This window comes from Arthrobacter sp. Y81 (assembly GCF_002929335.1).
In the GTDB taxonomy this organism is placed as follows: Bacteria; Actinomycetota; Actinomycetes; order Actinomycetales; family Micrococcaceae; genus Arthrobacter.
The window spans coordinates 1-26,882 of record NZ_PJIL01000013.1 but is presented as its reverse complement, the minus strand read 5'-3'; the positions used below and the strand labels follow the sequence as shown (position 1 = coordinate 26,882).

Sequence of the window (26,882 nt, the reverse complement as noted above, 5' to 3'; positions counted from 1 at the left end):
AGGAGTTGCAATGGCTGGATACTTCGAGCTGGTTGATGCCCCCGACGGCGGCTACCGCGTCAAGCTCGTCGACGGAACCGGAACCCTGATGGCCATCTCAGTGACCTTTCCCACCAAGCGAGCGGCCGCGGCAGGCGTGGCCAAGGCCAGGGAGATTGCGGGGACCGGCCTGATCCGCGACCTAAGCGAAACCCAGGACTCCGAGCCGCTCAAGCAGCCGCCCGTGCGGCAGCATGTCAAGGCACCCAAGAACATAGGCGTTCTGGGGTCCGGGCGGGCATCGGGAACCACAGGTCAAAAGCGAGCCCGCACGCATCACTGATCACTAAGGTGGCCATGCCCAACATCGGACCCGGCTCAGGCCGGAAGCGCGGCGTTCTTTTCGACGTGGACGGGACCCTGGTGGATTCCAGCTATCTGCATACCCTCGCGTGGTGGCAGGCGTTCAGGCAGGCCGGCCTGGATGTTCCGATGGCGTCCATCCACCGCTCTGTCGGCATGGGAGGGGACAAACTGGTTGACCGGCTTCTCCCGGCCGGACGCGACAAGACCCGTGACGCAGCCATCATGGCCGCCCACGGTGCTGTGTTCGCCACCTACTGGCCGGCGCTGCGGGCCTTCGACGGAGCGCGGGACCTCCTGGCCCAGTGCTATGAAAGCGGCTTCGCCGTCGCGCTTGCGTCATCGGCCCGAGCGCAGGACCTCGAGGTGCTGCGCTCCACGCTTCGCGCCGATTCCTTCATCCACGCGGCCACCAGCGCCAACGATGCCAAGGAAAGCAAGCCGGACCCGGACATCCTGGAGGCGGCGCTGGAAGCGATCGGCCTGCCGGCCGGGGACGCGGTTTACGTCGGCGACGCCGTGTGGGACGTGTACGCCGCCGGCAAGTTGGGTATTCCCACGATCGGCCTCACCTGCGGCGGTACCGGCGCGGCCGAGCTGCTGGAGGCTGGTGCCGTGGAAACTTATGAGAATCCACGGGACCTGCTGGCGAACCTGCGTGACAGCGCCGTAGGCAGGCTCGCCGCAAGGTCCTAGGCGTCGGCGATGTCGCCCTTGTTCCATGAAACCGCGACACTGACGGAGCCGTCATCGTCCCGTTCAACCTCGGTGATGACATCGGCGGGTCCCGCCCCCATTTTCATGAGCTTGGCCCGGTAGGACGTGACCAGCTCTTCAAGGCTGGATTCCGTCCACTCGCCGGGACGCATCCGTGTGGAAATCTCCACCGGCTCTGGCTGGTACAGCGTCATGTCGTTGCCTTTCCTCGATGCTCGGGATGATCCAACGCTATGATCCGCTGCCTCCCCAGGCAAGGGATTTGCTCAGTTTGCTTAGTTTTTCTACTTAGCTGCGGGGAAACTTCTTCCAGGCCTTCCTGAATTTAGCCTCGGCGCGGTCCGCACGTGCTTCTTCCCGAGCGTGGAGCCGTCCGTAGGTGAAGCCGCTCTCCCCGCCGCGGGAGGCGCGGGCGCCAAGGTCCGCGAGGAGGTGCCGTGCCACCACGCTGTCCTGGTGAAGGCCCAGGATTTGCTGCAGTTCGTGGGCACGTTTGGCCATTCTTGCGACCTTCTTTCCCGCAACCGGTTCGGCGGCCTCGGCAGCGTAGCGGAGCCGCTTGGCCGCCTTGCGCACTTCATGAAGCCCAGCGTCGCGGGCCGTCCTGTCCGGAGTGGAGCCGGAGCTCGCTGCTGGACTGCTGCCGCCGTGCTGTTCCTGCAGCGCCCGCACTCCGCGCCGGACCCTTTTGGTTTCCCTGGACACCAGCTTCCGCACGGCCTTGCGGGCGTCTCCTGCAGCCTTCGCAGTCAGGGGCGGGGCCGCCACCAGCTCCTCAAGGCCGGAGGCCAGGGTGGCGTAACGGTCGCCGTCGAGGGCCTCCAGGACGGCGAGGCGGCCCGCGGCGGACGTGGAGTCAAGCTCGTTGTCGATTCGCTGGGCCGCTGGTCCGAAGACCAGCGCGTCGGGTTCGCCAGCCAGGAGCTCCCGGAGCCGGTCGTGGATCACTTCCGGATCCCGCGCCGAACCGAGCACCTCGGAGAGCCACCTCAGCTCTGCCCTCACATCAGTCACGGCGCCGGCGTCGAAGAGCTTCTTCCCTGTTGCGAGCACTGACCGCAGCCGGCGGGCGCACATTCGCATCTGATGGACTGAGTCCGGTTCTTCCTGCCGCACCAAGGGCTCCTGATGCCTGAGCTCGGCGAGCTGCTGGGCCAAGTAGTTTGTCAGGACCTCGCCGGCTGTGGTGGGCATGCCTCACTCTACGTCGGCGGGGGTGCCGCCAGAAGGGCCGTTTGTCATGCCGTGTCGGTGGTTTCTGCGTGCTTTAGCAGCTGGCGTTGAGTGCTTCCTCAACGACGTCCACCAGGTCCTCGGCCATGCCGTTGCCCTTTAAGCTGAAGGGCCGCGGCGGGGTAGCAAGGGAGACCGATGCCTGCCGGGTTCCATCAGCGCTGGACATCGAAATAGTGCCGTAGCCGGCCGCGTCCCCGGCGCGGCCGTAGTAGAAGTTGTTGGTGCAGGTATCGTTCCAGCGCTGGATCCCCATCCCGTACCGGGCGTACGGCGGGGTCTGCATGTCCGTGACCATGGCCCGTGGGATCAGGCGGCCCTCGAGCAGCGCGGCGTAAAACGTGTTCAGGTCGCCGACGCTGGACACCAGGCCCCCGGCAGGATCGCCGGCGCGGAATGGGGGGGTAGCTGACGTCCAGGCGCTCGCCAGAACTGGTGACGTAGCCGTGGACCAGCGAGGGAGGGGCGGGACCGCGTTCGGTCATCCACGTGGTCGTGAGGCCGAGCGGCTCTGTAATGTCGGACCGCAATACGTCGCCGATCGGCAACCCGCGCAGCCGTTCCACGATCATGCCCAGCGCGATGTAGTTCGAACCCGAGTACTCATGACCCTGCGCCAGCCTCGGCTCCCACCGCTGGGTCGCGGCCAAGGCGAGGAGTTCCCGGTGGCTGCGGCCGGTGGCCAGCACCTCGCCCAGGCTGCCCTGTTGAAGGAGCGGGATGAGGTAGTCCGGCATCCCGGACTCATGCTGCAGCAGCCGCCGGATCGTGACGGGCCCGGGCGGGTGCATGATGCTCTCGAAGTCCGGCAAATGTTGGCTGACAGGGTCCTCAAGGCCAAGTCTGCCTTCAACCGCGAGTTTGAGCACAGACACGGCCACGAAGGATTCGGTCACCCTTCCGATGGGCATGGGATTGTCAATCTCCAGCGGTTCCCGGCCCTCCAGGCTTCTGACACCGGAAGCGCGGGACCATTCTTCGCCCCGCACTTTGGCCTGTATCAGGACGGCGGGGGCGCCGTCGTCGAGCATTTCGTTGCCAAACTCTTCCAGCGCTGCCGCCAGCCGTGCCAGGGACGAGGGCTGCTCCGGCGGCTCCGGGGCCGCAGTGCAGCCGCCCAGTGCTGCGACCAGCACGGCGACGGTTGCCGCGGCCGCGGTCCGGAACGGCAGTGCGCGAATCCGTGCCACGAAACTCATGTTCCTCAGGGCGTTCGGACGCGTCAAGGGCCCGCTAACCCCCAACTGACTCGCAGTTAACGTTGCGAAACCGCGTTTTGGCGACGTTAACTGCCAGTCAGTTGGGGTGGGGAAGGTCAGACCTAGGTCAGCCGGACCTGGCGGTTCATGTCCTTGTACAGCAGGTAACGGAACTGGCCGGGACCACCGGCGTAGCAAGCCTGCGGGCAGAAGGCGCGCAGCCACATGAAGTCGCCGGCCTCCACCTCCACCCAGTCGTTGTTGAGCAGGTACATGGCCTTGCCCTCCAGCACGTACAGGCCGTGCTCCATGACATGGGTCTCCGGGAACGGGATGACGCCGCCCGGCTGGAACGTCACAATGTTCACCTGCATGTCGTGGGCCAGGTCGCTTGAATCCGTGAAGCGGGTGGTCTTCCAGGCGCCGTCGGTATCCGGCATCGCGGTCGGTTCGACTTCCGCGTCACTGGTGACGAAGGACTTGGCCTCGTAACCCTCGAGCCGCTCATAGGCCTTGCGGATCCATTGGAAGGAGACGATGTCGTCCGAGACGTTTTCCAGGCCCCAGGTGGAACCGGCAGCCAGGTAGGCGTAGCCGCCTTCCTCCAATGGGTGCAGTTCGCCGTCGAGGGTCAGGTTGACCTTGCCCTTGGTGACGAAGACGACGCCTTCGACGCCTGCTTCAAACTCGGCCTTGGGGGCACCGCCGCCGGGGCCGATCTCAACGATCAGCTGGGAGAAGGTGGTGGAGAAACCGGAGATCGGGCGGGCGATGATCCAGGACCGTGTGTTGGTGAAACCCGGCAGGGTGCTGGTCACGATGTCGGTCATGACGCCCTTGGGGATGACCGTGTAGGCCTCCGTGACGATGGCCCGTTCAGTGGTGAGGTGGGTCTGCGGCGGCAGGCCGCCCTGGGGGTAGTAGTACTTGCCCATCATTGGGTCCTTACTTCGAAGTGGAGTGGGCCAGCCGTGGGTGGGCCAGACCGGTGAGTTGGGGGATTCCGACGCCGGCAAGCGCCTGGACGTCTTCGGCGCCCACGGCGCCGCACTGGACGCCGCGCAGCACGAATGCGGCCAGCGCCCGGGCGGTGGCGGGCTCGTCCATGACCCCGCCTTCGGTGTGATCCACGTAGTTGCGCAGCCGGGCCGCCGCGGCGGGCAGCCCCTGGCGGTAGAACGCGTAGGTCGCCGCGAACCGGCTGGGCAGCTGGGCCGCGTGCAGGTCCCAGCCCTGGTAGTAGCCGCGTTCCAGGGAGCGCCGCACCAGCCGCCCGTGCAGGCGCCACGCATTCTCCACGTTGTCGCCTACCGGGATGATGTTGGTGGAACCGTCCGACAGCCGGATGCCAGTTCCGGCCACTGCCAGCTGCATGACCTCCTTGGCGTAGTCCGCCACCGGATGTTCCATGGACTGGTATTCGGCGGAGATCTGCAGGGAGGCGGAGTAGTCATAGGTGCCGTAGTGCAGGCCGCTGATCCTGCCCGGAACGGCGTGCGGAAGCTGCGCCACCGGTGAGGTGCCGTCCGGGCCGAGGATGAGCTGCGGGGTCTCCACCTGCACCTCGAACCGCAGCCGGCCTGCGGGCAGCGCATGGGCTTCCTCCAGCCGGGAGACGGCGAAGTCCATGGCCTTGACCTGCGCCACGGTGGTGACCTTCGGCAGGGTGAGGATCAGGCCCTGCGGGAGTTCGCCCGCTGCGGCCAGGCCGGAGACAAACAGGTCCAGCGTACGCAGGCCGCGGGCCCGGGTGGCAGCCTCGAAGCACTTGAAGCGGATGCCGATGAACGGGGGCGCTGTGCCGGCCGCAACTGCGGCGGCCACGGCGGAAGCCGCCGCTGCAGCTGCAGCGTCCTCGGCGTCGTCGCCCCTGTCCCCGAACCCGTCCTCGAAGTCCAGGCGCAGGTCCTCGATCGGTTCGCTTTCCAGCTTCGCCTGGACGCGGGACGCCACTGCCTCGGCAAGGTCGGCGTCCTGGCCCAGCAGGTTTCCGAGACGGCCGAGGCCGCCGTGGGCGTCCGCCGTCGCCAGCGCCTGGGCGCCCCACTCAGCGGCGAACGACGGCGTGAAACGGTCAGCCGGTACATACACGGTATGTACGGGCTGGCGGGTGCCGTCGTCGCCCGGGTAGTTGCGCTCCAGCAGCTGGTCGGTGGCGGCCAGCTGGGCGTCGATCTGCGCGAGATCGTTGGGGCTGAGGGAACCTGAGGGTACTGCCATGCCTCAGCCCACCAGTTCGTAGGCCGGAGTGGTGAGGAAGTCCGTGTAGTCCTCGGAAAGGCAGATGTCCGCGATCAGCTCGCTGGCGGGGAGGTAGTACTTCGCGAAGGCTTCCTCTCCCACTTCGCCGCGGAGCTTTGCGGTTTCCTCGGCGAGGATGGTGCTGACGAGTTCACGGGTGACAGTGTTCCCGGTGTCGGCCAGGACCACGCCGTTGCGGATCTGCTGCCAGACCTGCGAGCGGGAGATCTCGGCCGTGGCGGCATCCTCCATCAGGTTGTGGATGGCCACCGCGCCGTTGCCCGAAATCCACACAGCCGTATACGCGACCGCGACGTAGAGGTTCAGGCGCAGCCCAGCCTCCGTGACCGTGCCGTCAGCCGAGGCGATGTCCAGCAGCTGGTCCGCGGTGACGCTGACCTCGGGGCGCTGCTTGTCCAGCTGGTTGGGGCGCTCCCCGAGGACGGAATCGAACACTTCCTGGCACACCGGCACCAGGTCCGGGTGCGCAACCCAGGAGCCGTCAAAGCCGTCGTTGGCCTCCCGCGTCTTGTCCGCACGGACCTTCTCGAACGCCTGGGCGGTGACCTCGGGTTCGCGGCGGTTGGGGATGACGGCAGCCATGCCGCCCATGGCAAAGGCGCCGCGGTGGTGGCACGTCTTGACCAGCAGCTCGGTGTAGGCGCGCATGAAGGGTGCCGTCATGGCCACCGTGGCGCGGTCCGGCAGCACAAAGTCCGCTCCGGCATCGCGGAAGTACTTGATGATGCTGAACAGATAGTCCCACCGTCCGGCGTTCAGGCCGGCGGCGTGGTCGCGGAGCTCGTACAGGATTTCGTCCATCTCGAACGCTGCGGGGATGGTCTCGATCAGCACGGTGGCCTTGATGGTGCCCTGTGGGAGGCCAAGGAATTCCTGCGCGAAGACGAACACTTCGTTCCAGAGCCTCGCCTCAAGGTGGCTTTCCATCTTGGGCAGGTAGTAGTACGGACCGTGGCCGTTGAGGACCAGCTGCTTGGCCACGTGGAAGAAGTGCAGGCCGAAGTCCACCAGCGCGCCCACGGTGTGTTCGCCGTTAAGCAGGAGGTGGCGTTCGTCCATGTGCCAGCCTCGGGGACGGGCCACAACCACGGCGAGCGGAGCATCGGTGCGGAGCCGGTATTCCTTGCCCTCGGGGGAGGTGTAGCTCAGGGATCCGGTGGCGGCATCGCGCAGGTTAAGGATGGCGTCGATGACGTTGGCCCAGGTGGGCGTGCTGGCGTCCTCGAGGTCGGCCAGCCACACCTTGGCGCCGGAGTTGAGGGCGTTGATGGCCATCTTGGCCGGTGAGGCGGGGCCGGTCATTTCCACTCGGCGGTCCTGCAGTGCGGCAGGCGCCGGCGCAACCTTCCAGTCGCCCTCGCGGACATCCTTGGTTTCCGGCAGGAAATCAAGCTTTCCGGTCCGGGCTACCTGCTCGCGCTTGGCCACGCGGGCTTTGAGGAGTTCGGCGCGGGTGCCCGCAAACCGCTTGTGGAGCTCCTCCACAAAGGCCAGTGCCTTCGGGGTGAGGATTTCCTCTGCTCGTGCAATCGGCTGCGGGTCTGTGACTGAGAGAGCCATTGTCCGGGTCCTTTCTAGGCTTGCGAATCAGGCGTTGGCGGGTTCTAGGGCTGCGTGCGCGGCGGCTTTGGCTGCGTTGGCTGCATTTGCCACGGCAGCTGCGACGTCGGCGGCAACGTGGGGGTCGAAGACGCTGGGGATGATGTAGCTGGCGTTGAGTTCATCGTCCGCCACGCGGTTGGCGATCGCCTCCGCTGCGGCCACCAGCATGTCCGGCGTGATGTCCGAGGCCCCGGCATCAAGCAGCCCGCGGAAGAACCCCGGGAATGCCAGTACGTTGTTGATCTGGTTGGGGAAGTCGCTGCGCCCCGTAGCCACCACTGCCGCATGCTTCGACGCTACCACCGGGTCGATTTCCGGTGTGGGGTTGGCCATGGCGAATACGATGGCGTTCTCAGCCATCGCGGCCACCTGCTCCTCGCCGATCACGTGAGGGGCGCTGACGCCGATGAAGACATCCGCCCCTACGATGGCCTCGTGCAGGGTCCCGGAGAAGCCTTCTTCGTTGGTGTTGGCTGCGATCCAGCTGCGGTGTTCGTCGCTGTATTCCTGGCCGGAGTGGATGGCGCCGGAGCGGCCGGCGGCGACGATGTGCTTCGCCCCCTGGGCCTTGAGGAGCTGGATGATGGCCGAGCCTGCGGCGCCGACGCCGGAGACAACGATCTTGACCTCGGAGAGCTTCTTGTCCACTACGCGCAGGGCGTTGACCAGTGCGGCCAGGGTGACGATTGCCGTGCCGTGCTGGTCGTCGTGGAAGACCGGGATGTCCAGTTCTTCGCGGAGGCGGTTTTCGATCTCGAAGCAGCGCGGCGCCGCGATGTCCTCGAGGTTGATGCCGCCGTAGACGGGGGCCATGGCCTTGGCGATCATGATGATTTCCTCGGTGTCCTGGGTGTCCAGGCAGACCGGCCAGGCGTCAACGTTGGCGAACTGCTTGAAAAGGGCGGCTTTGCCTTCCATGACGGGCAGGGCCGCGGCCGGGCCAATGTTGCCCAGGCCAAGGACGGCTGAACCGTCGGTAAGGACGGCGATCGTGTTGCGCTTGACCGTCAGGTTGCGGGCCGCTGACGGGTCCTCCGCGATGGCCAGGCAGACGCGGGCGACGCCGGGGGTGTAGGCGCGGGAAAGGTCGTCGCGGTTGCGGAGGGCCACCTTCGGGACGACCTCGAGCTTGCCGCCGAGGTGCATCAGGAAGGTGCGGTCGGAGACATGCTGGACCGTGACGCCGTCGAGCGCGTTCAGGGCGTCCTTGACGCGGGCGGCGTGTTCGTCGTCGGTGGTGTTGCAGGTGACGTCCACAACCAGGGTCTCGTGGTGGGACTCGGTGACGTCCAGGGCGGTGATGGCTGCGCCGGCGGCTCCGACGGCGGCGGCCAGCTCGCTCGTGGCGGTGAAGCTGGACGGTGCTTCCACGCGCAGGGTGATCGAATTTCCGGGGCTCGGGTTCGCCATTGAATGTTCCTCCTGGTCGGGCCCCGATGCGGTGCACATCAGGGCTTAGTGCTCAATCAAATGTTTTCGTATTATGGATATTATTATCTACTTTGTGGAAACACAAGCCCCGAGGGCGCATCGACGATGGCCGGAGCGTGCTGTATCTTGGGACTTCTAAGCAATTTTTTTCACGATGTGGATAAGAGTTGTCGGAACCGATACCGCAGGAGACCACGGTTATGGCTGAAAAAGCCCCGGGAGGCGTGCAGTCCGTTGAGCGCGTCTTCGAACTTTTGGAACTGATTACTGACGCCGGCGGAGACGTCACGCTCAGCGAGCTTTCTTCCTCCACCGATCTGCCGCTCCCCACCATCCACCGCCTGCTGCGCACCTTGGTCACCTTGGGCTACATCCGCCAGCTGCCGAACCGGCGGTATGCCCTGGGCCCGCGGCTCATCCGGCTCGGCGAAGGCGCCAACAAGCAGCTCGGAGCACTGGCCCGGCCGCAGCTCAAATCCCTCGTGGACCGGCTGGGGGAAACGGCCAACATGGGTGTCCTGGACTCCGACATGGTCATTTATGTGGCCCAGGTGCCGTCCCTGCACTCCATGCGCATGTTCACCGAGGTGGGCAAGCGCGGCTACATGCACGCCACGGGCATGGGCAAGGCGATCCTGGCCCAGCTGGACGATGACACGGTCCGCGGGATTGTGGGACGTCAGGGTATGCCGACGCCCACCCCGAAGAGCATCGGCGACATCGACTCACTGCTCCTGGAACTGAAGCTGATCCGTGAACGCGGCTACTCCATTGACGAGGAGGAGCAGGAGATCGGCGTCCGCTGCTTCGCAATGGCGGTCCCGAACGCGCCGACCCCTACGGCCATCTCGGTGTCCGGGCCGGTGTCCCGCGTGGACCAGTCCTTCGCCGAACGCGCCGTGCCGCTGCTGCGCGAGGCAGCCCAGACGATCTCGGACGAGCTCAACCAAAGCTAGGTCCCGCCGTCGTAAGTCCAGCGCGAACTGGCAGGTAATGCCCCCAAAACTCGGTTTTGGGGGCATTACCTGCCAGTTCGGCGTCAGTACGACGACGGCGGGAGCAGCAGCGCGAACGGACAGTTGAGGTCCTCAATCCGTTGGGAAAGAGGGCCGCAACTGTCCGTTCGCGTATGTGTGCCGGTGGCCGGGAACTGGCGGGGGAGCCTTAGTGCTCAGACTTCGACGCCGACTCCACCGGGACTTCCTTGCCGTCGCAGTCGATCAGCTTGCCGCCTTCGTAACGGTCGCCGTCGGCCAGGCACTTGAGGTCCTCTTCGCGGACCACGCGCCCCGTGCCGGCCACAAACACGGACTGGTTCTCCGAGTTGCCGGCCTTGAGGTGGTTGAACAGCAGGTTCAGCAGGATGGCCATGATGGCGGCCGAGCTGATGCCTGAGTGGAAGATGGTGCCGAACCAGGACGGGAACTGATCGTAGAACGCCGGAGCCGCAATCGGAATCATGCCGAAACCGATGGATGCCGCCACGATGATCAGGTTCATGTTGTTCTTGTACTCCACTTTGGCAAGTGTCCGGATGCCGCTGGCGGCAACCGTTCCGAAGAGTACGACGCCGGCGCCGCCCAGGACGGGAGTCGGTACCGCAGCGACCACCCGGCCAAGAATCGGCAGGAGGCCCAGGATCACCAGGATCAGGCCGCCGGCGCTGACCACGAAGCGGCTCTTGACGCCCGTGATGGCAACCAGACCCACGTTCTGGGCGAAGGCGCTCTGGGTGAAGGAGTTGAACAGGGGCGAGATGGCGCTGGAGAGCATGTCCGCCCGCAGGCCGTCGCCGATGCGCTTGGAGTCGACCTTGGTGCCCACGATCTCGCCGACCGCAATGATGTCCGCGGAGGTCTCGGTGAGCGTCACCAGGATGACGATCAGCATGGAGATGATCGCAGCGATTTCGAAGGTGGGCGGACCGAACGCGAACGGGGTGGGGAACGCGACGATGTCGCCCTGGCCCACCTTGGAGAAGTCAGCCATGCCGAAGACGAAGGCAATCACCGTGCCGAGCACCATGGCCAGCAGGATGGAAAGCCTGGAGATCGCGGCGCTGCCCACCTTGCTGAGCAACAGGACGATTGCCATGGTTGCCGCAGCCAGGCCGATGTTGGCCACGCTGCCGTAGTTCGGCGCCTTGCTGTTGCCGCCCATGGCCCAGTTGGCCGCGACCGGCATCAGCGTCAGGCCGATGGTGGTGATTACCGTGCCCGTGACCACCGGCGGGAAGAAACGGATGATCTTGGAAAACAGCGGCGTGATGAGCAGCCCGATCAGCGAAGCGGCGATGACGGAGCCGAAAACGGCCTGGATGCCCCCGCCGCCGTGGACGATCGCCACCATCGTGGAGACGCCGGCAAAGGAGACGCCCTGAACCAGGGGCAGCTGGGATCCGAAGAACCGGATGCCGACAGTCTGGAGGATCGTGGCCAGGCCGCCGACGAAGAGGCAGGCGGCAATCAGCAGGCCGATGTCCTGCGAAGACATCCCGGCCGCTGCGCCGATGATCAGCGGAGGGGCGATGATGCCGCCGTACATGGTGAGGACGTGCTGGAAGCCGTAGGCGAAGGTGCTTCCGAGGGGAAGCCGCTGGTCCTCCGGGCGGTCGGACTGCTTGCGGCCGGTGCCGGCTGCTGCAGCCGATTTCTTCTTAATGTTCATGGCAGACTTTCTTGGTGTTCATGGCAGACGTCTTTGTCTGGCTAACGGTGTCTGGCTAACAGTTTTGAATCAGTGGAGGGATTTTGGGCCCGGCCCAAACACCGGATGCCGGCGGTCGAGCCTGTCGGGACCTAAGGCCCGGTGGTTGAGCCGGATGATTCGACGGGCTCAACCACCGGGAGGGGTTTAGCAGAAGCCGGCGATGCCGTTCCAGGCGACGTCCGCCGAAGCGGCGTCTTCGCGCTGGACCGTAGCCTCGATCAGGCCGTACGGGCGGTCGGCGGCAAAGAAGACCTCGTTCGGGTTGTCGAGGCCGAACGGCGAGAGGTCCACCAGGAAGTGGTGCTTGTTGGGCATCGAGAATTTGATCTCGTCAATCTCGCTGTGTGCTTCCAGGACCTTGGCGCCCATGTCGAACAGGGTCTGCTGCAGGGCGTGTGAGTACTTTTCGGTGAAGCCTTCCAAGAGGAGGCTCTTGACGTCTTCGTAGCTCTTGTTGAAATCAAGGGCGTTGAAATCGGTGTTGGCATTGAAGCGCCAGCGTGCGGAAACGTCCGTGGCCAGGATGCGGTCCGTGGTCTCGGGCAGGGTGGTGTATTTGTCCTTCGGGTATCCCGCGAAGCCGGATTGGGTGGACTTGAGTACCGTGAGGTCCTTGAGTCCCGAGATGAGGTGCGTTGCCGCTCCGTCGCGGACCAGCACGGCGGTGCGGACTTCCTGGCCGTTGCGCACGAAGGAGTGGTCATGCTCCGCACCGTGGGCCTGGATCCGGTTCCAGCTGTAGGACTCGGCTTCCCAGCGGCCGCCGGTGACCCAGTCGAAGCTGGAGGTGAAGTGCTCGCCCAGCCGCAGGAGGAATGCCTCCGGCGAGCCGATGCCGTCGCGGGCAAAGGCGTAGATGGTGTTCTTCTGCGTGTCCGTGGCTACGACGTGGCTGTTGTCGCCTTCGAGGTGGGCCGCGGTAAAGTCCCCGCGGAGCTGCGAGGTGACGTTCAGGTCTTCGATCTCGTGGCGGTCGGTGTCCCTGGTGATCTTGACGACCCGGACTTCGGCCTTGCCGTACTGGTTCTGGCCGAGGATGATTTTGCTGCTCATGGTCTGTTCCCAACTTCCGTGATGTGGAACCTAGGTTCCATCATTGAAATTAAGCGCGTGTTTCCCACGCGTTTCTGATGGAGCCGACCCAACAAAAAAGAGCCGGCATCCAATGACGCCAGCTCATTACGACCCTGCCTGCTGCTCCCAGGTTACGTGACCTACGCCACGAGTTGACTTAAAGCGTAGCCGAGCTTTGCCGTGGTGTACATCACTAATCGAAAAATCGGATTGTGACCGGCGCGGCCCGTTACGTGGGTAGGAGCACTATCCGGGGGTCTTGACCCGCTTCGGTCCGGCTACTAGAATTTCCACATAACAATAAATCTTTTCCGAATGACGGAAATGAAACCACGCAAGAACGAGGAGGAACAGATGGACTCGCAGGATAAGAACAACGTCGCTGACTTTCCGGCACCAGGCCAGGAGCTGTACCTGCCGTTCGGCGCCACGGATCCCGATTTCTACATCCCGGCCGATTGCGACCGCACCGACCGCGGATTCTCCCGCTGGCTGCGGGCGCTCCCGGTTTTCGGCCGGCAGCGCCCGTAGCTCGCGACGCGCAATCCGCTAAGCGACGCGCAAAAGGCCTGGCGACACCCGAATTCGGGTGTCGCCAGGCCTTTTGCGCGTCATGAGGAACTTTGCGCGTCGCCGGTGTCAGGACCCCGGGCGCCCGGGCCACTCCTTGCCAGCCCATGGGTCGTAATCGGCGATGAGCTCCTCCTGCACCGGGCGCTCCGCTTCGGGGACGTGCTGCAGGTTCACCCGCACCCTGTACCAGAGCGAGCTGGACCCGCGCATTCCGTCGACGAGCACATCGGCCGGATGCAGGGCCGGGACGAGGTCCGCATGCCGGGTCTTCCACTCATCGAGCGCCGCGAGCGCCTCGGGCTTGGTCTTGGTGCGGGCCACTTCGACGAGTGGCATCACCGACTGTCGGCGGCCGGAGCCGTCGCCGCCCGGCGGCGGCTTCTCGGCGGGACCGAGCTCGGTAGCCAGGGCGAGGAGACGGTCTAGCGAACCGATCGCGTCGTCAATGCCGGCGTGGGAGTCGCCCACCTCTGCGAAGCGCTCGAGTACTGTGCGCACCGTGAACTGTTCCGGCCGGGTGGAGCGGACCTCGTCCCAGGTGAGCGGCGTCGACACCCGGGCATCCGGCAGTGCCCGGATTGAGTACGCGGATGCCACGGTGCGGTCCTTGGCGTTCTGGTTGAAGTCGACGAACACGCTCTCGCCGCGCTCCTCCTTCCACCAGCGCGCGGTGGCGAGGCCGGGAGCGCGGTTCTCCACCTCGCGGGCGAGGGTCTCGGCGGCGAGCCGCACGTCGCGGAAGGACCACTGCGGCGCGATGCGCACCAAGATGTGGAGTCCGCGCGACCCGCTCGTCTTCGGCCAACCCACGAGTCCCATGTCGCCGAGCACCTCCCGCGCCACATACGCGACGTCGACGATCTGGGACCAGCCGACTCCCGGCATCGGATCGAGGTCGACCCGGAGCTCGTCGGGGTGCTCAAGGTCCTCGGCGCGCACGGGATGCGGGTTCAGGTCCAGGCAGCCAAGATTCGCCACCCATGCCAGGCCCGCAGCATCACGGATAACGGCCTCCTCGGCCGACGTCCCGGACGCGTAGTGAAGGGTCGCCGTGTCGATGAAGTCGGGGTGGTTTTCCGGAACGCGCTTCTGGAAGAACGGCTCGGCGTCGATGCCCTTCGGGAAGCGCTTGAGGACCATTGGCCGGCCACCAGCGCCCCGCAGCGCACCATCCGCGACGGCGAGGTAGTAGCGCACCAGGTCGAGCTTCGTCAGTCCGGGCTCGGGGAACACCACCTTGTCCGGACTCGAGATGCGCACCTCGGTGCCGTCAATGTTGAGGATCTCGGCCGGGGCCTTCGACGGGTTCATTCCGTCACGCTAGCAACGATCGGATGTCCCAGCTAGAGCAGCTGCGCGGCATGCGGAAGCGGCCCGGAATGACCTAGCCGTCCACCAGCTTCCGGGCCGCGGCCGAGTGCGCCGCGATGAGCCCGGCAACATCAAGTCCGGGAATCTGCCCGTCCACCACGCGCCACTGCCCGCCCACCATCACGCGGTCGGCCCGGTCCGCCCCGCAGAGCAGGAGTGCGGCGAGGGGGTCGTGGCTGCCGGAGAAGCGCAGGCCGTCCAGCCGGAACAGCGCCAGGTCCGCCTGCATCCCCGGAGCCAGCTGCCCTAGGTCGGGACGGCCCAGCACCGCCGCCGACCCGCGTGTCGCCCAGCCCAGCGCCCGTTCCACCGGGACCTGCGCCCCGTAGCGCAGCCGCTGCAGGTACAGCGCCTGCCGCGCCTCGAGGATCATGTTCGAGGCATCGTTCGACGCCGAGCCGTCCACTCCCAGCCCCACGGGCACTCCCGCGTCCTCCAGTTCAAGCACGCGGGCCGTGCCCGAGGCCAGCCGCATGTTCGAGGTTGGGCAGTGCGCGACGGCGGTGCCTGCGGCCCCCAGCGCGGCGATCTCGGCGTCGCTGAAGTGGATGCCGTGGCCCAGCCAGGTCCGGCTGCCCAGCCAGCCCACGCTCTCCAGGTACTCCACGGTGCGCAGGCCGAACATCTCCCGGCAGAAGTCTTCCTCATCCAGGGTTTCGGCCAGGTGCGTGTGCAGGCGGACGTCGTGCCGTTCCGCCAGGGCGGCGCTTTCGGCCATGATCTCCTTCGTCACGGAAAACGGTGAGCACGGTGCCAGGGCAATCTGGATGACCGCGCCGTCGCCCCGCTCGTGGTACTCGCGGATGAGCCGTTCGCTGTCCGCCAGGATCACGTCCGGCGCCTGGACAGTCGACTGTGGCGGCAGCCCGCCGTCGTCCTCCCCGAGTGTCATGGAACCGCGGGTGAGGGTTGCCCGCAAGCCCAGCTCGCGCACTGCCCGGACCTCAATGTCGATGGCGTCTTCCATGCCGTCGGGGAAGAGGTAGTGGTGGTCCGCGGCAGTGGTGCAGCCGGAGAGCAGCAGTTCCGCGAGCGCAACGGTGGTGGCCAGCTCCAGGTCCCGCGGCTTGAGCCGCGCCCAGACGGGATACAGGTTCTGCAGCCACGGGAACAGCGGTGCGTTGGCCACCGGACCCCAGGCGCGCGTGAGCGTTTGGTAGAAGTGGTGGTGCGTGTTGATCAGGCCCGGCAGCAGGACATGGCTGCCGGCGTCGAACGTTTCCTGGCAGGGCGCGGACGGCAGCTGGCCGGCGGCCAGAACCTCCGTGATCACTCCGCCACTGACCACGATGCCGCCGGAGGCGTCCAGGGCGTTGGCGGTGAAGGCTGCGAGCGGATTCCGGATCCAGAGCCGGGATTCCGTGGCGTGTGGGGGGTGCGTGGACATGAGGGCGCTCCTGTCTGAGTGTGCGGATGAAATGCCAGCTCAGTGAAGGCCTGTCTGCTGATCCAGGCTCCCGGCGCAGGCTAAGGCGAGCGCCGGTTGGGCATCAGCGTAGGACGGCGGGGAGGGGCGCGTCAACGCTCCGGGCGGAGCAAACCCGATGTGACAACTTGGACATCCAAATTTCACATCACGAAATTAACTTTCCAAAACCTATGGCGCAGCTCACGTTCCGGTGCTAATCTCGATTTTGCCAAAGGCGGGCCCCCGGGACTACGGGGAAGCTATCTACCAGGCGCAACTTAACCTTCAAAAGCACATGCTGAAGCCTGGTAACCGTCGCATCTGGCCCTTTCGTTCCACCTCGGCGCACCGGCTTCCCAGCAAAGGGAGTCGCATCATGAGTACCACCGTCACGGCCCAGGAATTCCTGGCCAAATCCATTGAGTTGGCCACGGCCAACGTCCTGAACAGCGGCGGTCCGTTTGGCGCCGTCATTGTAACGGCAGACGGAAAAACGTTCGACGGCGTCAACCGTGTCACCGCCACGAACGACCCCACAGCCCACGCCGAAGTCACGGCCATCCGCCGGGCGTGCAGTGAACTTGGCACGTTCGACCTCACCGGAGCCACCCTCTACACCAGCTGCGAGCCGTGCCCCATGTGCCTGGCCTCGGCGCTGTGGGCCCGGGTGGAGCGCGTGGTGTTCGCGGCGGACCGGCACGACGCAGCCTCCGTCGGCTTCGACGACGCCGTGTTCTACGAGTACTTCGAAAACGACCAGCGCGATGCGCTGATGCCGGTGGCCAAGCTGGAACTCGAGGACCCCCAGGCGCCTCCGGTCCTTCAACCGTTCAACACCTGGAACACGCTCGACTCCAGGATTGACTACTAGGGCCGGTGGCTGACATGACAATCCTGGACACCACCTCCGAAGTGCGGCAGCAGCCTGCCGCCCCCAAACGCCCGCGGCCGTCGAACGCATTCCTGGACCGTTTCTTCGAGATCACCAAGCGCGGCTCCACCGTGGCCCGCGAGGTCCGCGGCGGACTGGTCACCTTCTTCACCATGGCCTACATCGTCATCCTGAACCCGCTGATCCTTGGCGGCTTCAGCGCGGACAATGCCCCCACCGACGTTGCCGGGGGCTGGTTGTCCGCAGCGCAGGTTGGCGCCGTCACCGGCCTGACCGCCGGCGTGATGACCATCCTGTTCGGACTGATCGCCAACCTCCCCTTCGGACTCGCGGCAGGCCTGGGCATCAACTCCTTCCTGGCAGTGGCAGTGATCCAGGAAGTCACCTGGGCCGAGGCCATGGGCCTGGTGGTCATCAACGGCATCCTGATTGTGCTCTTCGGCGTCACCGGCGCCCGGACAGCCATCTTCCGGGCCGTGCCCAAGGAGCTGAAGGCCGCCATCACGGTGGGCATCGGCCTGTTCATCGCCTTCATCGGGTTCGTGGATTCGGGCTTTGTCCGGGCCACGACGGCGGGCCCTCCGGTTCAGCTGGGTGACAACGGCTCCATCACCTCGGTTCCCACCCTGGTGTTCATCGTGGGGCTGCTGGTCATGGGCGTCCTCGTGGCCCGCAAGGTGCAGGGCGGCCTGCTGATCGGCATCGTGGCCACCACCGTGCTGGCCGCGGTCGTCGAAGCATTCATGAAGATCGGCCCCGGCAGCGAAAGCAACCCCGGCGGCTGGCACCTGAACACCCCTGTTCTCTCCGGCCAGCTCGTGTCCGCCCCGGACCTTGGCCTGGTGGGCCAGTTCGACCTGTTCGGTGCCTTCGGCCGGATCGGCGGACTCGCCGCCACCATGCTGGTGTTCACGCTGGTGTTCACCAACTTCTTTGACGCCATGGGCACCATGACCGGCCTGGCCAAGAGCGCCGGCGTGGCACACAAGGACGGCACGTTCCCGCGGCTGAAATCGGCCTTCATCGTCGAAGGCCTGGGGGCCGTCGCGGGCGGTGCCACCTCCGGTTCATCCAACACGGTGTACATCGATTCCGCCGCGGGCATCGGGGAAGGCGCCCGCACCGGACTGGCCTCCGTGGTCACGGGCGTGCTGTTCCTGGGCTCGATGTTCCTGACCCCGCTCACGTCAGTGGTGCCGCTGGAAGTGGCCGCCGCCGCCCTGGTGGTGGTTGGCGCCATGATGATGGCCCAAATCCGCGAGATCAAGTTCAGCAAGTTCTCCGTGGCGCTCCCGGCGTTCCTGACCATCGTCACCATGCCGCTGAGCTACTCCATCGCCAACGGCATCGGCGTGGGCTTCATCTCCTGGGCGGTCATCAGTGCCTGCTCCGGCAAGATCCGGAAGGTGCACCCGCTGATGTGGGTGGTCACGGCCGGCTTCCTGGTGTACTTCGCCCGCGGTCCCATCAACGCCCTGCTGGGCGCATAGGGACCCCCTTGGACCGGACCGGGGCAGGCAGATGGGGCCGGCCCCGGTCCACCAAACTGCAGTATCGCTGGCTGCAAGGAAATTACGGCAGGCGCCACTACTGCCGGTGCTTCCCCCGGCGCAGGATAGGAACGAGAATATGGACACCATCGCGGCACAGGAAAAGGGAGTGCAGCAATGTTGGATCTGATGCCTTCACTGAAGGAATGGCAGCCCGCCGCTACCGGCCAGCGCTGCGCCGTGGCCACCGTAGTGGGCGCCGGCGGATCCGTGCCGCGGCCGCTGGGCACGTCCATGCTCGTGTCCGAGGCGGGAGAAGTCCTCGGCAGCCTGTCCGGCGGCTGCGTTGAGGGCGCCGTCGTGGAGGCGGCGCTGGAGGCAATGCACGACGGCGGCACCCGCCGCGAATTCTTCGGCTACAGCGCCGAGGACGCGTTCGCCGTCGGGCTCACCTGCGGCGGGGAGCTGGAGATCCACATCGAGCCGCTCGGCTCGGCCCCGGGGGGCCTCAGGCTGGAGAGCCTGCAGGCGTTCGCCGGCCACGGCCCCGCGAGTGCCCTGGCGCTGGTCAGGAGGGTGGACGCCCATGGGGGCGGCGCCGTCGTGATCCCGGATCCGGCAACGTACCGGGTGGAGTCTTCGGCCGAACTCGCGGCGCTGCTGGGACTGGCCTCTCTTGGGGCACGGGCTGCCGGGCGGCTGATGCTGGCGGCCGCTGCCCAGCTGGAACCCCTGTTGCGCGGCGGCCGGACCGGCCTGGTCCGGCTTGCCCCGCCGGAGGGCTGCCTTCCGGCTGGCATGGCCGCTGCCATGGCCGGGGAAGTTCCCGGCGCGGGTTCCGGCACACTCGTGCCACAGGGCCAGGCCACAAACTCAGCCACAAACCCAGCCACCGGTCCGGAGCCCATCACCCTGCTCGTGGAGAGCCGGCTTCCGCCGGCCCGCCTGCTGATCTTCGGCGCCAACGACTTCGGCGCGGCCCTGCTGCCCGCTGCCCAGCTGCTGGGCTACCACGTGACGCTGTGCGATGCCCGGCCTGCCTTTGCGGGCCAGTCACGGTTCGCCGGCGCGGACCAGGTGGTTACGGCCTGGCCGCACCGCTACCTCGCGGAGGAAGCCGCGGCGGGGCGGATCGACGCCCGGACCGTGGCCTGCGTCCTGACCCACGACCCGAAGTTCGACATCCCGCTGCTGGAAACGGTGCTGAGCCTGGATCTTGCCTATGTGGGCGCCATGGGATCACGGCGAAGCCACCGGCAGCGTGTCGATTCGCTGCTTGCCGCCGGGGTTCCGGCCGAGGCCCTGTCCCGGCTGCATTCGCCCATCGGCCTGGACCTGGGCGCCGTGACCCCGGCCGAGGTGGCCGTGTCCATCACCGCCGAGCTGGTGGCCAGCCGCAGCCGCTCCGCCGGGGCATCCGTGCTGGCATCGTCGCTGAAGGACGGCACGGGCCCCATCCACACGGGCCACATTCACAACGTCAACACCACGCAACACCAGGAGACCCCATGGACATGAACACCATCGAGGCCGTGGTCCGCACCGAGGACCCGGCCGAATGGCGCGACGGGGATGCCTGGCTCGCAGGCGGAACGGTCCTCTTCTCCTACGGGAGCCTCGCCTTCGGCAAGGAGCCGCTCCGCCGGCTGCTGGACCTCGGCGCCGCCGGCTGGCCCGCCGTCACAGTCACTGAAACGGGCATCGAGCTCGCGGCAACGTGCACTGTGGCGGAGCTCTATGCCCTGCCTTCCTCCGACGTTTTGGGGAAGCGGGCAGCTGCCTGGCCCGCCCTGAACCTCGTCCGCCCCTGCTGCGACTCCTTCGTGGCCTCCTTCAAGGTGTGGAACATGTCCACCGTGGGCGGCAACCTCTGCACCTCGCTGCCCGCCGGTCCCATGATTTCGCTGTGCGCCGCGCTCGACGGCGGGGCCACCGTGCTCGGACCGGGCGGTGCCCGCCGCACCGTGCCGGTGGCCGACTTCGTCACGGGGGACGGCAAGAACTGCCTGGCGCCCGGCGAACTCCTGCGCAGCATCCACCTCCCGGCGTCGGCCCTTGCCGCCAGGGTGGCGTTCCGCCGGCTGTCGCTGAGCAACCTGGGACGGTCCGGGGCGCTGCTGGTTGGAAGGCTCGACGCCGACGGCACCCTGGTCTTCACCGTCACCGCCGCCACCAAACGCCCCGTCCAGCTGCGCTTCGGTGCGCCGCACGGTGCCGCGACGTCGGCGGCTGCCCTCATCGAAGCACTCGATGCCGCCATTCCGGCGGAGCTGTACCACAACGACATCCACGGCCTGCCGGCCTGGCGGAAAGACATGACATACCGCCTTGCGGAGGAGATCCGGGCCGAGCTGGAGGCCCCGGCCGGGATTCCGCCCGTCCATATCTCCGGGGATTTCTGGCCGCCGCCGCAGACCCCGCCGCCGCATACATCGCCGCAGCACCACACCCGGCGTACGGCTTCATCGCAGGCTTCGTCTCAGCAGGAAGGGGCCTGAGCATGGCCAACGACACCACCCGCACCATCGAAATTAACGGCGTTCCGGCCGCGGCTGAACCGCGTCCCGGCCAGTGCCTCCGCACGTTCCTGCGGGAGCAGGGCAACTTCGGCGTCAAGAAGGGCTGCGACGGCGGCGACTGCGGGGCCTGCACGGTTCATGTGGACGGCACCCCCGTGCACAGCTGCATCTACCCGGCCGTGCGGGCCGAAGGGCACGCCGTCACCACCGTCGAGGGGCTGGCCCGCACCTGCGGACCGTCCGACGGGATTTCGTCCGACGCCGGATCCCTCCACCCGATGCAGCAGCAGTTCCTGGACCGTCAAGGCTTCCAGTGCGGATTCTGCACGGCCGGCATGGTGATGACGGCCGCCACGTTCGACGACGAGCAGAAGGAAAACCTGCCCCGCAACCTCAAAGGCAACCTCTGCCGCTGCACAGGTTACCGGGCCATCGAGGATGCCGTCTGCGGCCATGAGGGACACCCGGACCCTAAAGGCCCGGGTTCGGGAATCGCCGGCGACGGCCAGCCGGAACCCAAGCCGGGCCAGCTCGGCGACGACGTGCCCGCGCCCGCGAGCCTCGCCATCGTGACAGGAAAGGCCCGCTACACCCTGGATGTGCCCGCGGAGGACCTGCCGGGGCTGCTGCACCTGAAGCTCCTGCGGTCACCGCACGCCCACGCCCGGGTGCTCTCCATCGACTCAACGGCGGCCCTGCAAATCCCCGGCGTGGTGGCCGTCTTCACCCACGAGGACGCCCCGGCACAGCTGTTCTCCACGGCCCAGCACGAGCTGTACACCGACGATCCGGACGATACCCGCGTCCTGGACGACGTGGTCCGGTTCATCGGGCAGAAGGTTGCCGCCGTCGTCGCCGATTCCGTGGCGGCGGCGGAAGCCGGCGTGCGTGCCCTCATGGTCGACTACCAGGTGCTGGACGCCGTCTTCACGCCCGAGGAGGCAATGCGGCCGGGTGCACCGGCCGTCCACGGTGAAAAGGACGCGGGCACCGCACGGATCAGCCGGCCCGAACAGAACGTCGTAGCGGAGCTGCATTCGGAACTCGGCAGTGTGGCCGCCGGGTTTGCCGAGGCCGATTTCATCCACGAACAGACGTACCGGACCCAGCGCGTGCAGCACACTGCGCTGGAAACGCACGCCTCGATCGCCTCCGTGGACCCCGATGGCAGGCTGCAGATCCGGACCTCCAGCCAGGTACCGTTCCTGGTCCGCCGCACCCTGTCCCGGGTCTTCGACATGCCGGAAGAGCAGATCCGGGTGGTGGCCGGCCGGGTGGGCGGCGGCTTCGGCGGCAAGCAGGAGGTACTCACCGAGGACATCGTCGCCCTGGCGGCGCTGAAGCTGAAGCGGCCCGTGCAGCTCGAATTCACCCGGACGGAGCAGTTCACGGCCTCCACCACCCGGCACCCGTTCACCATCCACCTCAAGGCCGGTGCCAGCAGGGACGGCCGGCTCACGGCGCTGCAGCTGGACGTCCTCACCAACACCGGCGCCTACGGGAACCATGCCCCGGGCGTGATGTTCCACGGCTGCGGCGAATCCCTGGGCGTGTACAAGTGCGCCAACAAGAAGGTGGACGCCCACGCCGTCTACACCAACACGGTTCCCTCCGGGGCGTTCCGCGGCTACGGCCTGAGCCAGATGATCTTCGCCATCGAGTCCGGCATCGACGAGCTCGCCACCGGGATCGGGATGGACCCGCTGGAGTTCCGCCGCCGCAACATGGTCCTTGAGGGCGACGACATGCTGTCCACCCATTCCGAACCCGAAGAGGACGTCCACTACGGCAGCTACGGGCTGGACCAGTGCACCCGGCTGGTGCAGGATGCACTGGCCCGCGGGCTCGAACGGTACCGGGCTGCCGGGCTGGATGACCTGGGCCCGGACTGGGTCACGGGGGAGGGGACGGCGCTGTCCATGATCGACACCGTCCCGCCGCGCGGCCACTTTGCCCACTCCAAGGTCCGGCTCCTTCCGGACGGAACGTACGCGGCCGACGTCGGGACCGCCGAATTCGGCAACGGCACCACCACTGTCCACGCCCAGCTCGCGGCCACCGCCCTGTCCACGACGGCCGGGCGCGTCACCGTACGGCAGTCGGACACGGACCTGGTGCAGCACGATACGGGCGCCTTCGGCTCGGCCGGAACGGTGGTGGCCGGCAAGGCCACGCTGGCCGCGGCCGAGGAGCTTGCGGTCCGTATCCGCGCATTCGCCGCCGGCATCCGGCAGATCCAGTCCTCCGGCTGCGTGCTGGAGGAGGACGCCGTGGTCTGCGAGGGAACCCGGGTGCCGCTGACGGAGATCTTCGACGCGGCGGAAGCGGCCGGCGTCGAGCTTGCCACCGAAGGGCAGTGGGGCGGGACGCCGCGATCGGTCGCGTTCAACGTCCAGGGCTTCCGGGTGGCCGTCAACACCGGGACCGGGGAGCTGAAGATCCTGCAGAGCGTCCAGGCCGCCGACGCCGGCGTGGTGGTCAATCCGCGGCAGTGCCGCGGCCAGATCGAAGGCGGTATCGCCCAGGCGCTCGGCGCCGCGCTGTACGAGGAAGTCAGGATGGACGACGGCGGGAAGGTCACCACGGACATCCTGCGGCAGTACCACATCCCCACCTTCGCGGACGTGCCCCGTAGCGAGGTGTACTTTGCCGAAACCAGCGACAAGCTGGGCCCGCTCGGGGCCAAGTCCATGAGTGAGAGCCCGTTCAATCCGGTGGCGCCGGCGCTGGCAAATGCCATCCGGAAGGCTACGGGCGTTCGGTTCGCCGAGCTGCCCATCGCGAGGGACAAAATCTACCTGGGACTGAAGGAAGCCGGGCTTGCTTCTCAACTTGAGAGCGCTGCCGGCCTATAGTCGGATGATGGAAAAGCGAATCTTGGGCAAGACCGGACGGAACGTCTCCATTGTTGGCCTGGGGACCTGGCAGCTTGGCGCGGACTGGGGCAATGTGGACCCCGCGCAGGCGCGGGACATTCTCGTAGCGTCCGTGGAAGCGGGTGTCACGTTCTTCGACACCGCGGACGTCTACGGCGACGGCCGCAGCGAGCAGGCCATCGGCGCGTTCCTTGCGGACAACCCCGGCCTGGACATCACGGTGGCCACCAAGATGGGCCGCCGGATGGAGCAGCAGCCGGAGAACTACAACCTGGCCAACTTCCGCGAGTGGACGGACCGGTCCCGGCGCAACCTGGGTACGGAGCAGCTGGACCTGGTCCAGCTGCACTGCCCTCCCACCGCCGTCTACAGCAACGCCGAAGTCTACGACGCACTGGACACCCTCGTGGCTGAGGGCGCCATCCGGAACTACGGCGTCAGCGTGGAGCGGACCGACGAGGCCCTCGAAGCCATCCGGCACGAAGGCACCGCCACCGTGCAGATCATCCTCAACGCCTTCCGGCTCAAGCCGCTGGACGAGGTGCTGCCGGCGGCCGAGGCCGCCGGGGTGGGCATCATCGCCCGGGTCCCGCTCGCCTCGGGGCTGCTGTCCGGAAAATACACGGCGGACACCTCCTTCGCCGAGAACGACCACCGGAACTACAACCGGGACGGCTCATCGTTCGACGTCGGGGAGACCTTCTCCGGTGTGGATTTCGGGCAGGGCCTCAAAGCGGTGGCCGAGTTCGAGGAACTGGTGCCTGACGGGGTCAGCACCGCCCAGGCGGCCATCGCCTGGATCGCGGCGCAGGACGGCGTCAGCACCGTCATCCCGGGCGCGCGGAACGTGGACCAGGCCCGCGCCAACGCCGCCGCGGCGGATGTCACCGGCATTGACGCGACGTTCGACGTCGGAGTCCGGGAAATCTACGACCGCTACTTCCGCGAAGCGATCCACCCCCGCTGGTAGCCGCGCTCACCTACGCGCGAACTGGCAGATAATGACCCCAAACCGGGCGTTTGAGGTCGTTATCTGCCAGTTCGCGCTTCGAAGGGGACTTGCTTGAGCACATCATCCATCAGCGCCTTTGTTGACCGGCTCGCGTCCGTGGCAACGGGGCCCGGGTGCACCAACTTCTTCGATCACGCAGTGCCGGCCAATGCGCAGCGCCGCCGAAACCTGGCGATCTACCTGCAGGAGATGCTGGACCGCTCCCCGAAGGTGCTGCTGGTGGGGGAGGCACCCGGTTTCAGGGGCATGCGGATCACCGGCGTTCCTTTCACCAACCGCACCATGTTCGAAGGACCCGCGAACAGCTTCGGGCTGTTCGGGCCGGGAAAGGGCTACGTGCTGCCCGTGGAGGCAGATGCGGTGGCGGCGGAGCCGACCGCAACGGTGATGTGGCAGGTGCTGGCCGAGCTGGACTTCCTTCCCTTGCTGTGGAGCGCCTGCCCCTGGCACACGCATGTGCCCGGGCGGCCGCTGTCCAACCGCACGCCGACGGCCGCCGAGGCAGCCCTCGGAACTCCGTTCTGGCAGGCGCTGACGGAGCTGTTTCGCGTCGAAACCGTGGTGGCCGTGGGTAACGTGGCCCACCGCAGCCTGCAGCGGAGCGGGCTGGACGTGCCCAAAATCAGGCATCCCGCCCGCGGCGGCCGGTCCGGTTTCAAGCGGGGCCTGGAGGAGCTGCTCTCAACTGGGACGCGGCAGTAGGGCGTTCTCCCGGCGTGGGGCCCGGGCTGTGGCCTAGTCGAGCAGCCGCAGTTGGTCCGGCGTATCCAGGTCTTCGCCGCCGGACTGGTCACTGCAGTCCACCAGGTCGATGAGTTCCGGGCGGTCCTGCAGGAAGAGCCGGGCACCGGCATCGCCCGTTGCTGATTCTGCCGCTTCGGCACGCAGGGCGACGTCCAGCAGCAGCGGATGGCCGCGCCGGAGGGTGCCTCCCGGCCCGCGGTACGCGGCGGCGGTCACCCGGCCGGGCCGGTGCGCTGCCAGCACGCGGGCCACGGTTTCCGGGGTCAGGCCGGGCTGGTCCACCAGGGCCATCAGCACATGGTCCTCAGCTGCGGCCGCAGCAATTCCCCGCCGGAACGAACCGCCCATTCCCGACTGCCAGTCCGGGTTTTCGATGACGGTGTACTTGGCCAGGTCCGTGGTATCGCGGACCTTCGCCGCGTCTGCGCCGAGGACGACGACCACCTCGCGGCAGCCGCCGTCGAGCAGGACGTCGGCCAGCACTTCCACCAGGGTCCGGCCGCGGAACGGCAGCAGCGCCTTGGGCCCCCGCCCAAGCCGGGTGCCCGCCCCGGCGGCGAGCAGCACCGCCGTCGCGCGCGGTTCAGTCGAGTCAGCCATCGCCCCAGCCTATCCACCCGAAGGACGGCTGACGGCGGTGCCCCCAAGGGGACACCGCCGTCAGCTGTCGCATCAATTGGCCTCTCAGGCGTCGCCGCCTGCTCCGCCGGTGGTGCCGGCGTTGACGTCCAGGAGCTTGTAGCGGTCCATGGCGTACGACGGCGCGCCCTCCTCCACGTCGCCCCTCGCCGCGAGCAGCTGCAGCGTCTTCACCACGATGGAGTGGGTGTCGTTCTTGAAGAAGCGTCGTGCTGCGGCCCGGGTGTCGGAGAAGCCGAAGCCGTCCGCGCCCAGTGAGGCGAACTGGTGGGGGAGGAACTGGCGGATCTGGTCCGGGACGGCCTTCATGTAGTCCGAGACCGCCACGACAGGACCTTGCGCATCGGCCATCTGCTGGGCCACAAACGGGATCCGGGCCGGTTCGCCGGGGTTCAGGAATGCTTCCTCCTCGGCGGCGAGGCCGTCGCGGCGCAGTTCATTCCAGGACGTGACGGACCAGACGTCCGCGGAGACGCCCCAGTCCTCGGCCAGGAGCCGCTGGGCCTCCAGCGCCCACGGCACCGAAACGCCCGAGGCCAGGATCTGGCTCTTGGGACCTTCTGCGCCCGACGCCGACACCCGGTAGATGCCTCTCAACACACCGTTGACATCGAGGTTCTCGGGCTCGTTCGGCTGGGTGATGGGTTCGTTGTAGACGGTGATGTAGTACATCAGGTTTTTATCGGATGCAGCTCCGGTTCCTTCGCCGCTTGCGGCGGCCTCCGGGCCGTACATGCGCTCGATGCCGTCGCGCATGATGTGGCCCATTTCGTAGCCGTAGGCGGGGTC

The 26,882-nt window shown here is 67.0% G+C and carries 24 protein-coding genes and 1 pseudogene; 11 read left to right on the top strand and 14 right to left on the bottom strand.

All coding sequences use genetic code 11. The features are described from left to right. Positions 1-10 precede the first annotated feature (10 nt). Positions 11-322 (top strand): hypothetical protein, encoded by a 312-nt coding sequence (locus CXQ91_RS16565; protein ID WP_104174996.1) that lies wholly within the window; start codon positions 11-13, stop codon positions 320-322. Positions 323-336: 14 nt separating this feature from the next. Beyond that, entirely contained in the window at positions 337-1,038 is a 702-nt protein-coding gene (locus CXQ91_RS16560; RefSeq protein ID WP_104175093.1) for an HAD family hydrolase, read from the top strand. Here CXQ91_RS16560 and CXQ91_RS16555 read toward each other — a convergent pair. The 8 genes from CXQ91_RS16555 to CXQ91_RS16525 all read right to left on the bottom strand — a co-directional run bounded on the left by CXQ91_RS16555 (position 1,035) and on the right by CXQ91_RS16525 (position 8,765). Next, complete coding sequence (locus CXQ91_RS16555; protein WP_104174995.1) at positions 1,035-1,253, bottom strand: hypothetical protein; 219 nt, start codon at positions 1,251-1,253, stop codon at positions 1,035-1,037. The two genes, CXQ91_RS16560 and CXQ91_RS16555, sit on opposite strands and share 4 nt — an antisense overlap. A gap of 94 nt (positions 1,254-1,347) precedes the next feature. Beyond that, entirely contained in the window at positions 1,348-2,253 is a 906-nt protein-coding gene (locus tag CXQ91_RS16550; RefSeq protein ID WP_104174994.1) for a CHAD domain-containing protein, read from the bottom strand. Positions 2,254-2,326: 73 nt separating this feature from the next. Beyond that, the gene (locus tag CXQ91_RS25330; protein ID WP_258074049.1) at positions 2,327-2,461 is read right to left on the bottom strand and encodes a hypothetical protein; all 135 of its coding nucleotides are present in this window, start codon (positions 2,459-2,461) and stop codon (positions 2,327-2,329) included. Further along, positions 2,448-3,482, bottom strand: a complete 1,035-nt coding sequence (locus tag CXQ91_RS16545) for a serine hydrolase (protein WP_258074048.1) — start codon at positions 3,480-3,482, stop codon at positions 2,448-2,450. The genes CXQ91_RS25330 and CXQ91_RS16545 overlap by 14 nt, the downstream gene beginning before the upstream one ends. A 131-nt stretch (positions 3,483-3,613) precedes the next feature. Then, positions 3,614-4,426, bottom strand: a complete 813-nt coding sequence (locus tag CXQ91_RS16540) for a bifunctional allantoicase/(S)-ureidoglycine aminohydrolase (RefSeq protein ID WP_104175092.1) — start codon at positions 4,424-4,426, stop codon at positions 3,614-3,616. A 10-nt stretch (positions 4,427-4,436) separates the two neighbouring features. Next, positions 4,437-5,711, bottom strand: coding sequence for a DUF6986 family protein (locus CXQ91_RS16535; RefSeq protein ID WP_104174993.1), 1,275 nt, complete (start codon positions 5,709-5,711; stop codon positions 4,437-4,439). A gap of 3 nt (positions 5,712-5,714) precedes the next feature. After that, the gene (gene aceB / locus CXQ91_RS16530; protein ID WP_104174992.1) at positions 5,715-7,313 is read right to left on the bottom strand and encodes a malate synthase A; all 1,599 of its coding nucleotides are present in this window, start codon (positions 7,311-7,313) and stop codon (positions 5,715-5,717) included. Positions 7,314-7,340: 27 nt separating this feature from the next. Further along, a complete protein-coding gene (locus CXQ91_RS16525; protein ID WP_104174991.1) occupies positions 7,341-8,765 on the bottom strand; it encodes an NAD-dependent malic enzyme in 1,425 nt (474 codons plus the stop codon). 221 nt (positions 8,766-8,986) lie between these two features. On the opposite strand from CXQ91_RS16525, the gene CXQ91_RS16520 reads away from it, so the two are divergent. Then, a complete protein-coding gene (locus CXQ91_RS16520) occupies positions 8,987-9,742 on the top strand; it encodes an IclR family transcriptional regulator (RefSeq protein ID WP_104174990.1) in 756 nt (251 codons plus the stop codon). A gap of 208 nt (positions 9,743-9,950) precedes the next feature. Here the strand turns inward: CXQ91_RS16520 and CXQ91_RS16515 are convergent, their stop codons facing one another. Both CXQ91_RS16515 and pucL read right to left on the bottom strand, forming a co-directional pair. Further along, positions 9,951-11,453 carry a nucleobase:cation symporter-2 family protein gene (locus CXQ91_RS16515; protein ID WP_104174989.1) on the bottom strand — a complete coding sequence of 501 codons (1,503 nt, stop codon included), beginning with the start codon at positions 11,451-11,453 and terminating at the stop codon, positions 9,951-9,953. A gap of 186 nt (positions 11,454-11,639) precedes the next feature. Continuing rightward, complete coding sequence (gene pucL, locus CXQ91_RS16510; protein ID WP_104174988.1) at positions 11,640-12,548, bottom strand: factor-independent urate hydroxylase; 909 nt, start codon at positions 12,546-12,548, stop codon at positions 11,640-11,642. Positions 12,549-12,923: 375 nt separating this feature from the next. Between pucL and CXQ91_RS24775 the strand changes: the two genes are divergently transcribed. Next, entirely contained in the window at positions 12,924-13,100 is a 177-nt protein-coding gene (locus CXQ91_RS24775; RefSeq protein ID WP_181038924.1) for a hypothetical protein, read from the top strand. Between the two features lie 108 nt (positions 13,101-13,208). Here the strand turns inward: CXQ91_RS24775 and ligD are convergent, their stop codons facing one another. Both ligD and CXQ91_RS16495 read right to left on the bottom strand, forming a co-directional pair. Further along, a complete protein-coding gene (ligD, locus tag CXQ91_RS16500; RefSeq protein WP_104174986.1) occupies positions 13,209-14,453 on the bottom strand; it encodes a non-homologous end-joining DNA ligase in 1,245 nt (414 codons plus the stop codon). Between the two features lie 73 nt (positions 14,454-14,526). Continuing rightward, on the bottom strand, positions 14,527-15,900 hold the full coding sequence (locus CXQ91_RS16495; protein ID WP_104174985.1) for an 8-oxoguanine deaminase: 1,374 nt from the start codon (positions 15,898-15,900) through the stop codon (positions 14,527-14,529). A gap of 397 nt (positions 15,901-16,297) precedes the next feature. Here CXQ91_RS16495 and CXQ91_RS16490 point away from each other — a divergent pair, with 397 nt between their 5' ends. The 7 genes from CXQ91_RS16490 (at position 16,298) to CXQ91_RS16460 (ending at position 25,412) form a co-directional block, all read left to right on the top strand. Then, positions 16,298-16,792, top strand: coding sequence for a nucleoside deaminase (locus CXQ91_RS16490; RefSeq protein ID WP_104174984.1), 495 nt, complete (start codon positions 16,298-16,300; stop codon positions 16,790-16,792). A gap of 14 nt (positions 16,793-16,806) precedes the next feature. Next, positions 16,807-18,303: an NCS2 family permease gene (locus CXQ91_RS16485; RefSeq protein ID WP_104174983.1), complete on the top strand. Its 1,497-nt coding sequence runs from the start codon at positions 16,807-16,809 to the stop codon at positions 18,301-18,303. A gap of 177 nt (positions 18,304-18,480) precedes the next feature. Further along, positions 18,481-19,821: an XdhC family protein gene (locus CXQ91_RS16480; protein ID WP_104174982.1), complete on the top strand. Its 1,341-nt coding sequence runs from the start codon at positions 18,481-18,483 to the stop codon at positions 19,819-19,821. Continuing rightward, complete coding sequence (locus tag CXQ91_RS16475) at positions 19,812-20,801, top strand: xanthine dehydrogenase family protein subunit M (RefSeq protein WP_104174981.1); 990 nt, start codon at positions 19,812-19,814, stop codon at positions 20,799-20,801. Before CXQ91_RS16480 ends, CXQ91_RS16475 begins: the two co-directional genes overlap by 10 nt. A 2-nt stretch (positions 20,802-20,803) precedes the next feature. Next, on the top strand, positions 20,804-23,677 hold the full coding sequence (locus CXQ91_RS16470) for a molybdopterin-dependent oxidoreductase (RefSeq protein WP_104174980.1): 2,874 nt from the start codon (positions 20,804-20,806) through the stop codon (positions 23,675-23,677). Positions 23,678-23,684: 7 nt separating this feature from the next. Then, the gene (locus tag CXQ91_RS16465) at positions 23,685-24,668 is read left to right on the top strand and encodes an aldo/keto reductase (RefSeq protein WP_104175091.1); all 984 of its coding nucleotides are present in this window, start codon (positions 23,685-23,687) and stop codon (positions 24,666-24,668) included. Positions 24,669-24,761: 93 nt separating this feature from the next. Next, positions 24,762-25,412 (top strand): uracil-DNA glycosylase, encoded by a 651-nt coding sequence (locus CXQ91_RS16460; protein WP_104174979.1) that lies wholly within the window; start codon positions 24,762-24,764, stop codon positions 25,410-25,412. Positions 25,413-25,445: 33 nt separating this feature from the next. Here the strand turns inward: CXQ91_RS16460 and nboR are convergent, their stop codons facing one another. After that, positions 25,446-26,054, bottom strand: a complete 609-nt coding sequence (gene nboR, locus CXQ91_RS16455) for a nicotine blue oxidoreductase (protein WP_104174978.1) — start codon at positions 26,052-26,054, stop codon at positions 25,446-25,448. Positions 26,055-26,138: 84 nt separating this feature from the next. After that, positions 26,139-26,882 (bottom strand): annotated as a pseudogene (locus CXQ91_RS16450) (pyruvate dehydrogenase (acetyl-transferring), homodimeric type); the annotation flags it as partial.

Coding starts and splice junctions, on each gene's coding strand:
- CXQ91_RS16565 (WP_104174996.1), top strand. CDS start 11: ATGGCTGGATACTTCGAGCTGGTTGATGCCCCCGACGGCGGCTACCGC.
- CXQ91_RS16560 (WP_104175093.1), top strand. CDS start 337: ATGCCCAACATCGGACCCGGCTCAGGCCGGAAGCGCGGCGTTCTTTTC.
- CXQ91_RS16555 (WP_104174995.1), bottom strand. CDS start 1,253: ATGACGCTGTACCAGCCAGAGCCGGTGGAGATTTCCACACGGATGCGT.
- CXQ91_RS16550 (WP_104174994.1), bottom strand. CDS start 2,253: ATGCCCACCACAGCCGGCGAGGTCCTGACAAACTACTTGGCCCAGCAG.
- CXQ91_RS25330 (WP_258074049.1), bottom strand. CDS start 2,461: ATGTCCAGCGCTGATGGAACCCGGCAGGCATCGGTCTCCCTTGCTACC.
- CXQ91_RS16540 (WP_104175092.1), bottom strand. CDS start 4,426: ATGGGCAAGTACTACTACCCCCAGGGCGGCCTGCCGCCGCAGACCCAC.
- CXQ91_RS16535 (WP_104174993.1), bottom strand. CDS start 5,711: ATGGCAGTACCCTCAGGTTCCCTCAGCCCCAACGATCTCGCGCAGATC.
- aceB (WP_104174992.1), bottom strand. CDS start 7,313: ATGGCTCTCTCAGTCACAGACCCGCAGCCGATTGCACGAGCAGAGGAA.
- CXQ91_RS16525 (WP_104174991.1), bottom strand. CDS start 8,765: ATGGCGAACCCGAGCCCCGGAAATTCGATCACCCTGCGCGTGGAAGCA.
- CXQ91_RS16520 (WP_104174990.1), top strand. CDS start 8,987: ATGGCTGAAAAAGCCCCGGGAGGCGTGCAGTCCGTTGAGCGCGTCTTC.
- CXQ91_RS16515 (WP_104174989.1), bottom strand. CDS start 11,453: ATGAACATTAAGAAGAAATCGGCTGCAGCAGCCGGCACCGGCCGCAAG.
- pucL (WP_104174988.1), bottom strand. CDS start 12,548: ATGAGCAGCAAAATCATCCTCGGCCAGAACCAGTACGGCAAGGCCGAA.
- CXQ91_RS24775 (WP_181038924.1), top strand. CDS start 12,924: ATGGACTCGCAGGATAAGAACAACGTCGCTGACTTTCCGGCACCAGGC.
- ligD (WP_104174986.1), bottom strand. CDS start 14,453: ATGAACCCGTCGAAGGCCCCGGCCGAGATCCTCAACATTGACGGCACC.
- CXQ91_RS16495 (WP_104174985.1), bottom strand. CDS start 15,900: ATGTCCACGCACCCCCCACACGCCACGGAATCCCGGCTCTGGATCCGG.
- CXQ91_RS16490 (WP_104174984.1), top strand. CDS start 16,298: ATGAGTACCACCGTCACGGCCCAGGAATTCCTGGCCAAATCCATTGAG.
- CXQ91_RS16485 (WP_104174983.1), top strand. CDS start 16,807: ATGACAATCCTGGACACCACCTCCGAAGTGCGGCAGCAGCCTGCCGCC.
- CXQ91_RS16480 (WP_104174982.1), top strand. CDS start 18,481: ATGTTGGATCTGATGCCTTCACTGAAGGAATGGCAGCCCGCCGCTACC.
- CXQ91_RS16475 (WP_104174981.1), top strand. CDS start 19,812: ATGGACATGAACACCATCGAGGCCGTGGTCCGCACCGAGGACCCGGCC.
- CXQ91_RS16470 (WP_104174980.1), top strand. CDS start 20,804: ATGGCCAACGACACCACCCGCACCATCGAAATTAACGGCGTTCCGGCC.
- CXQ91_RS16465 (WP_104175091.1), top strand. CDS start 23,685: ATGGAAAAGCGAATCTTGGGCAAGACCGGACGGAACGTCTCCATTGTT.
- nboR (WP_104174978.1), bottom strand. CDS start 26,054: ATGGCTGACTCGACTGAACCGCGCGCGACGGCGGTGCTGCTCGCCGCC.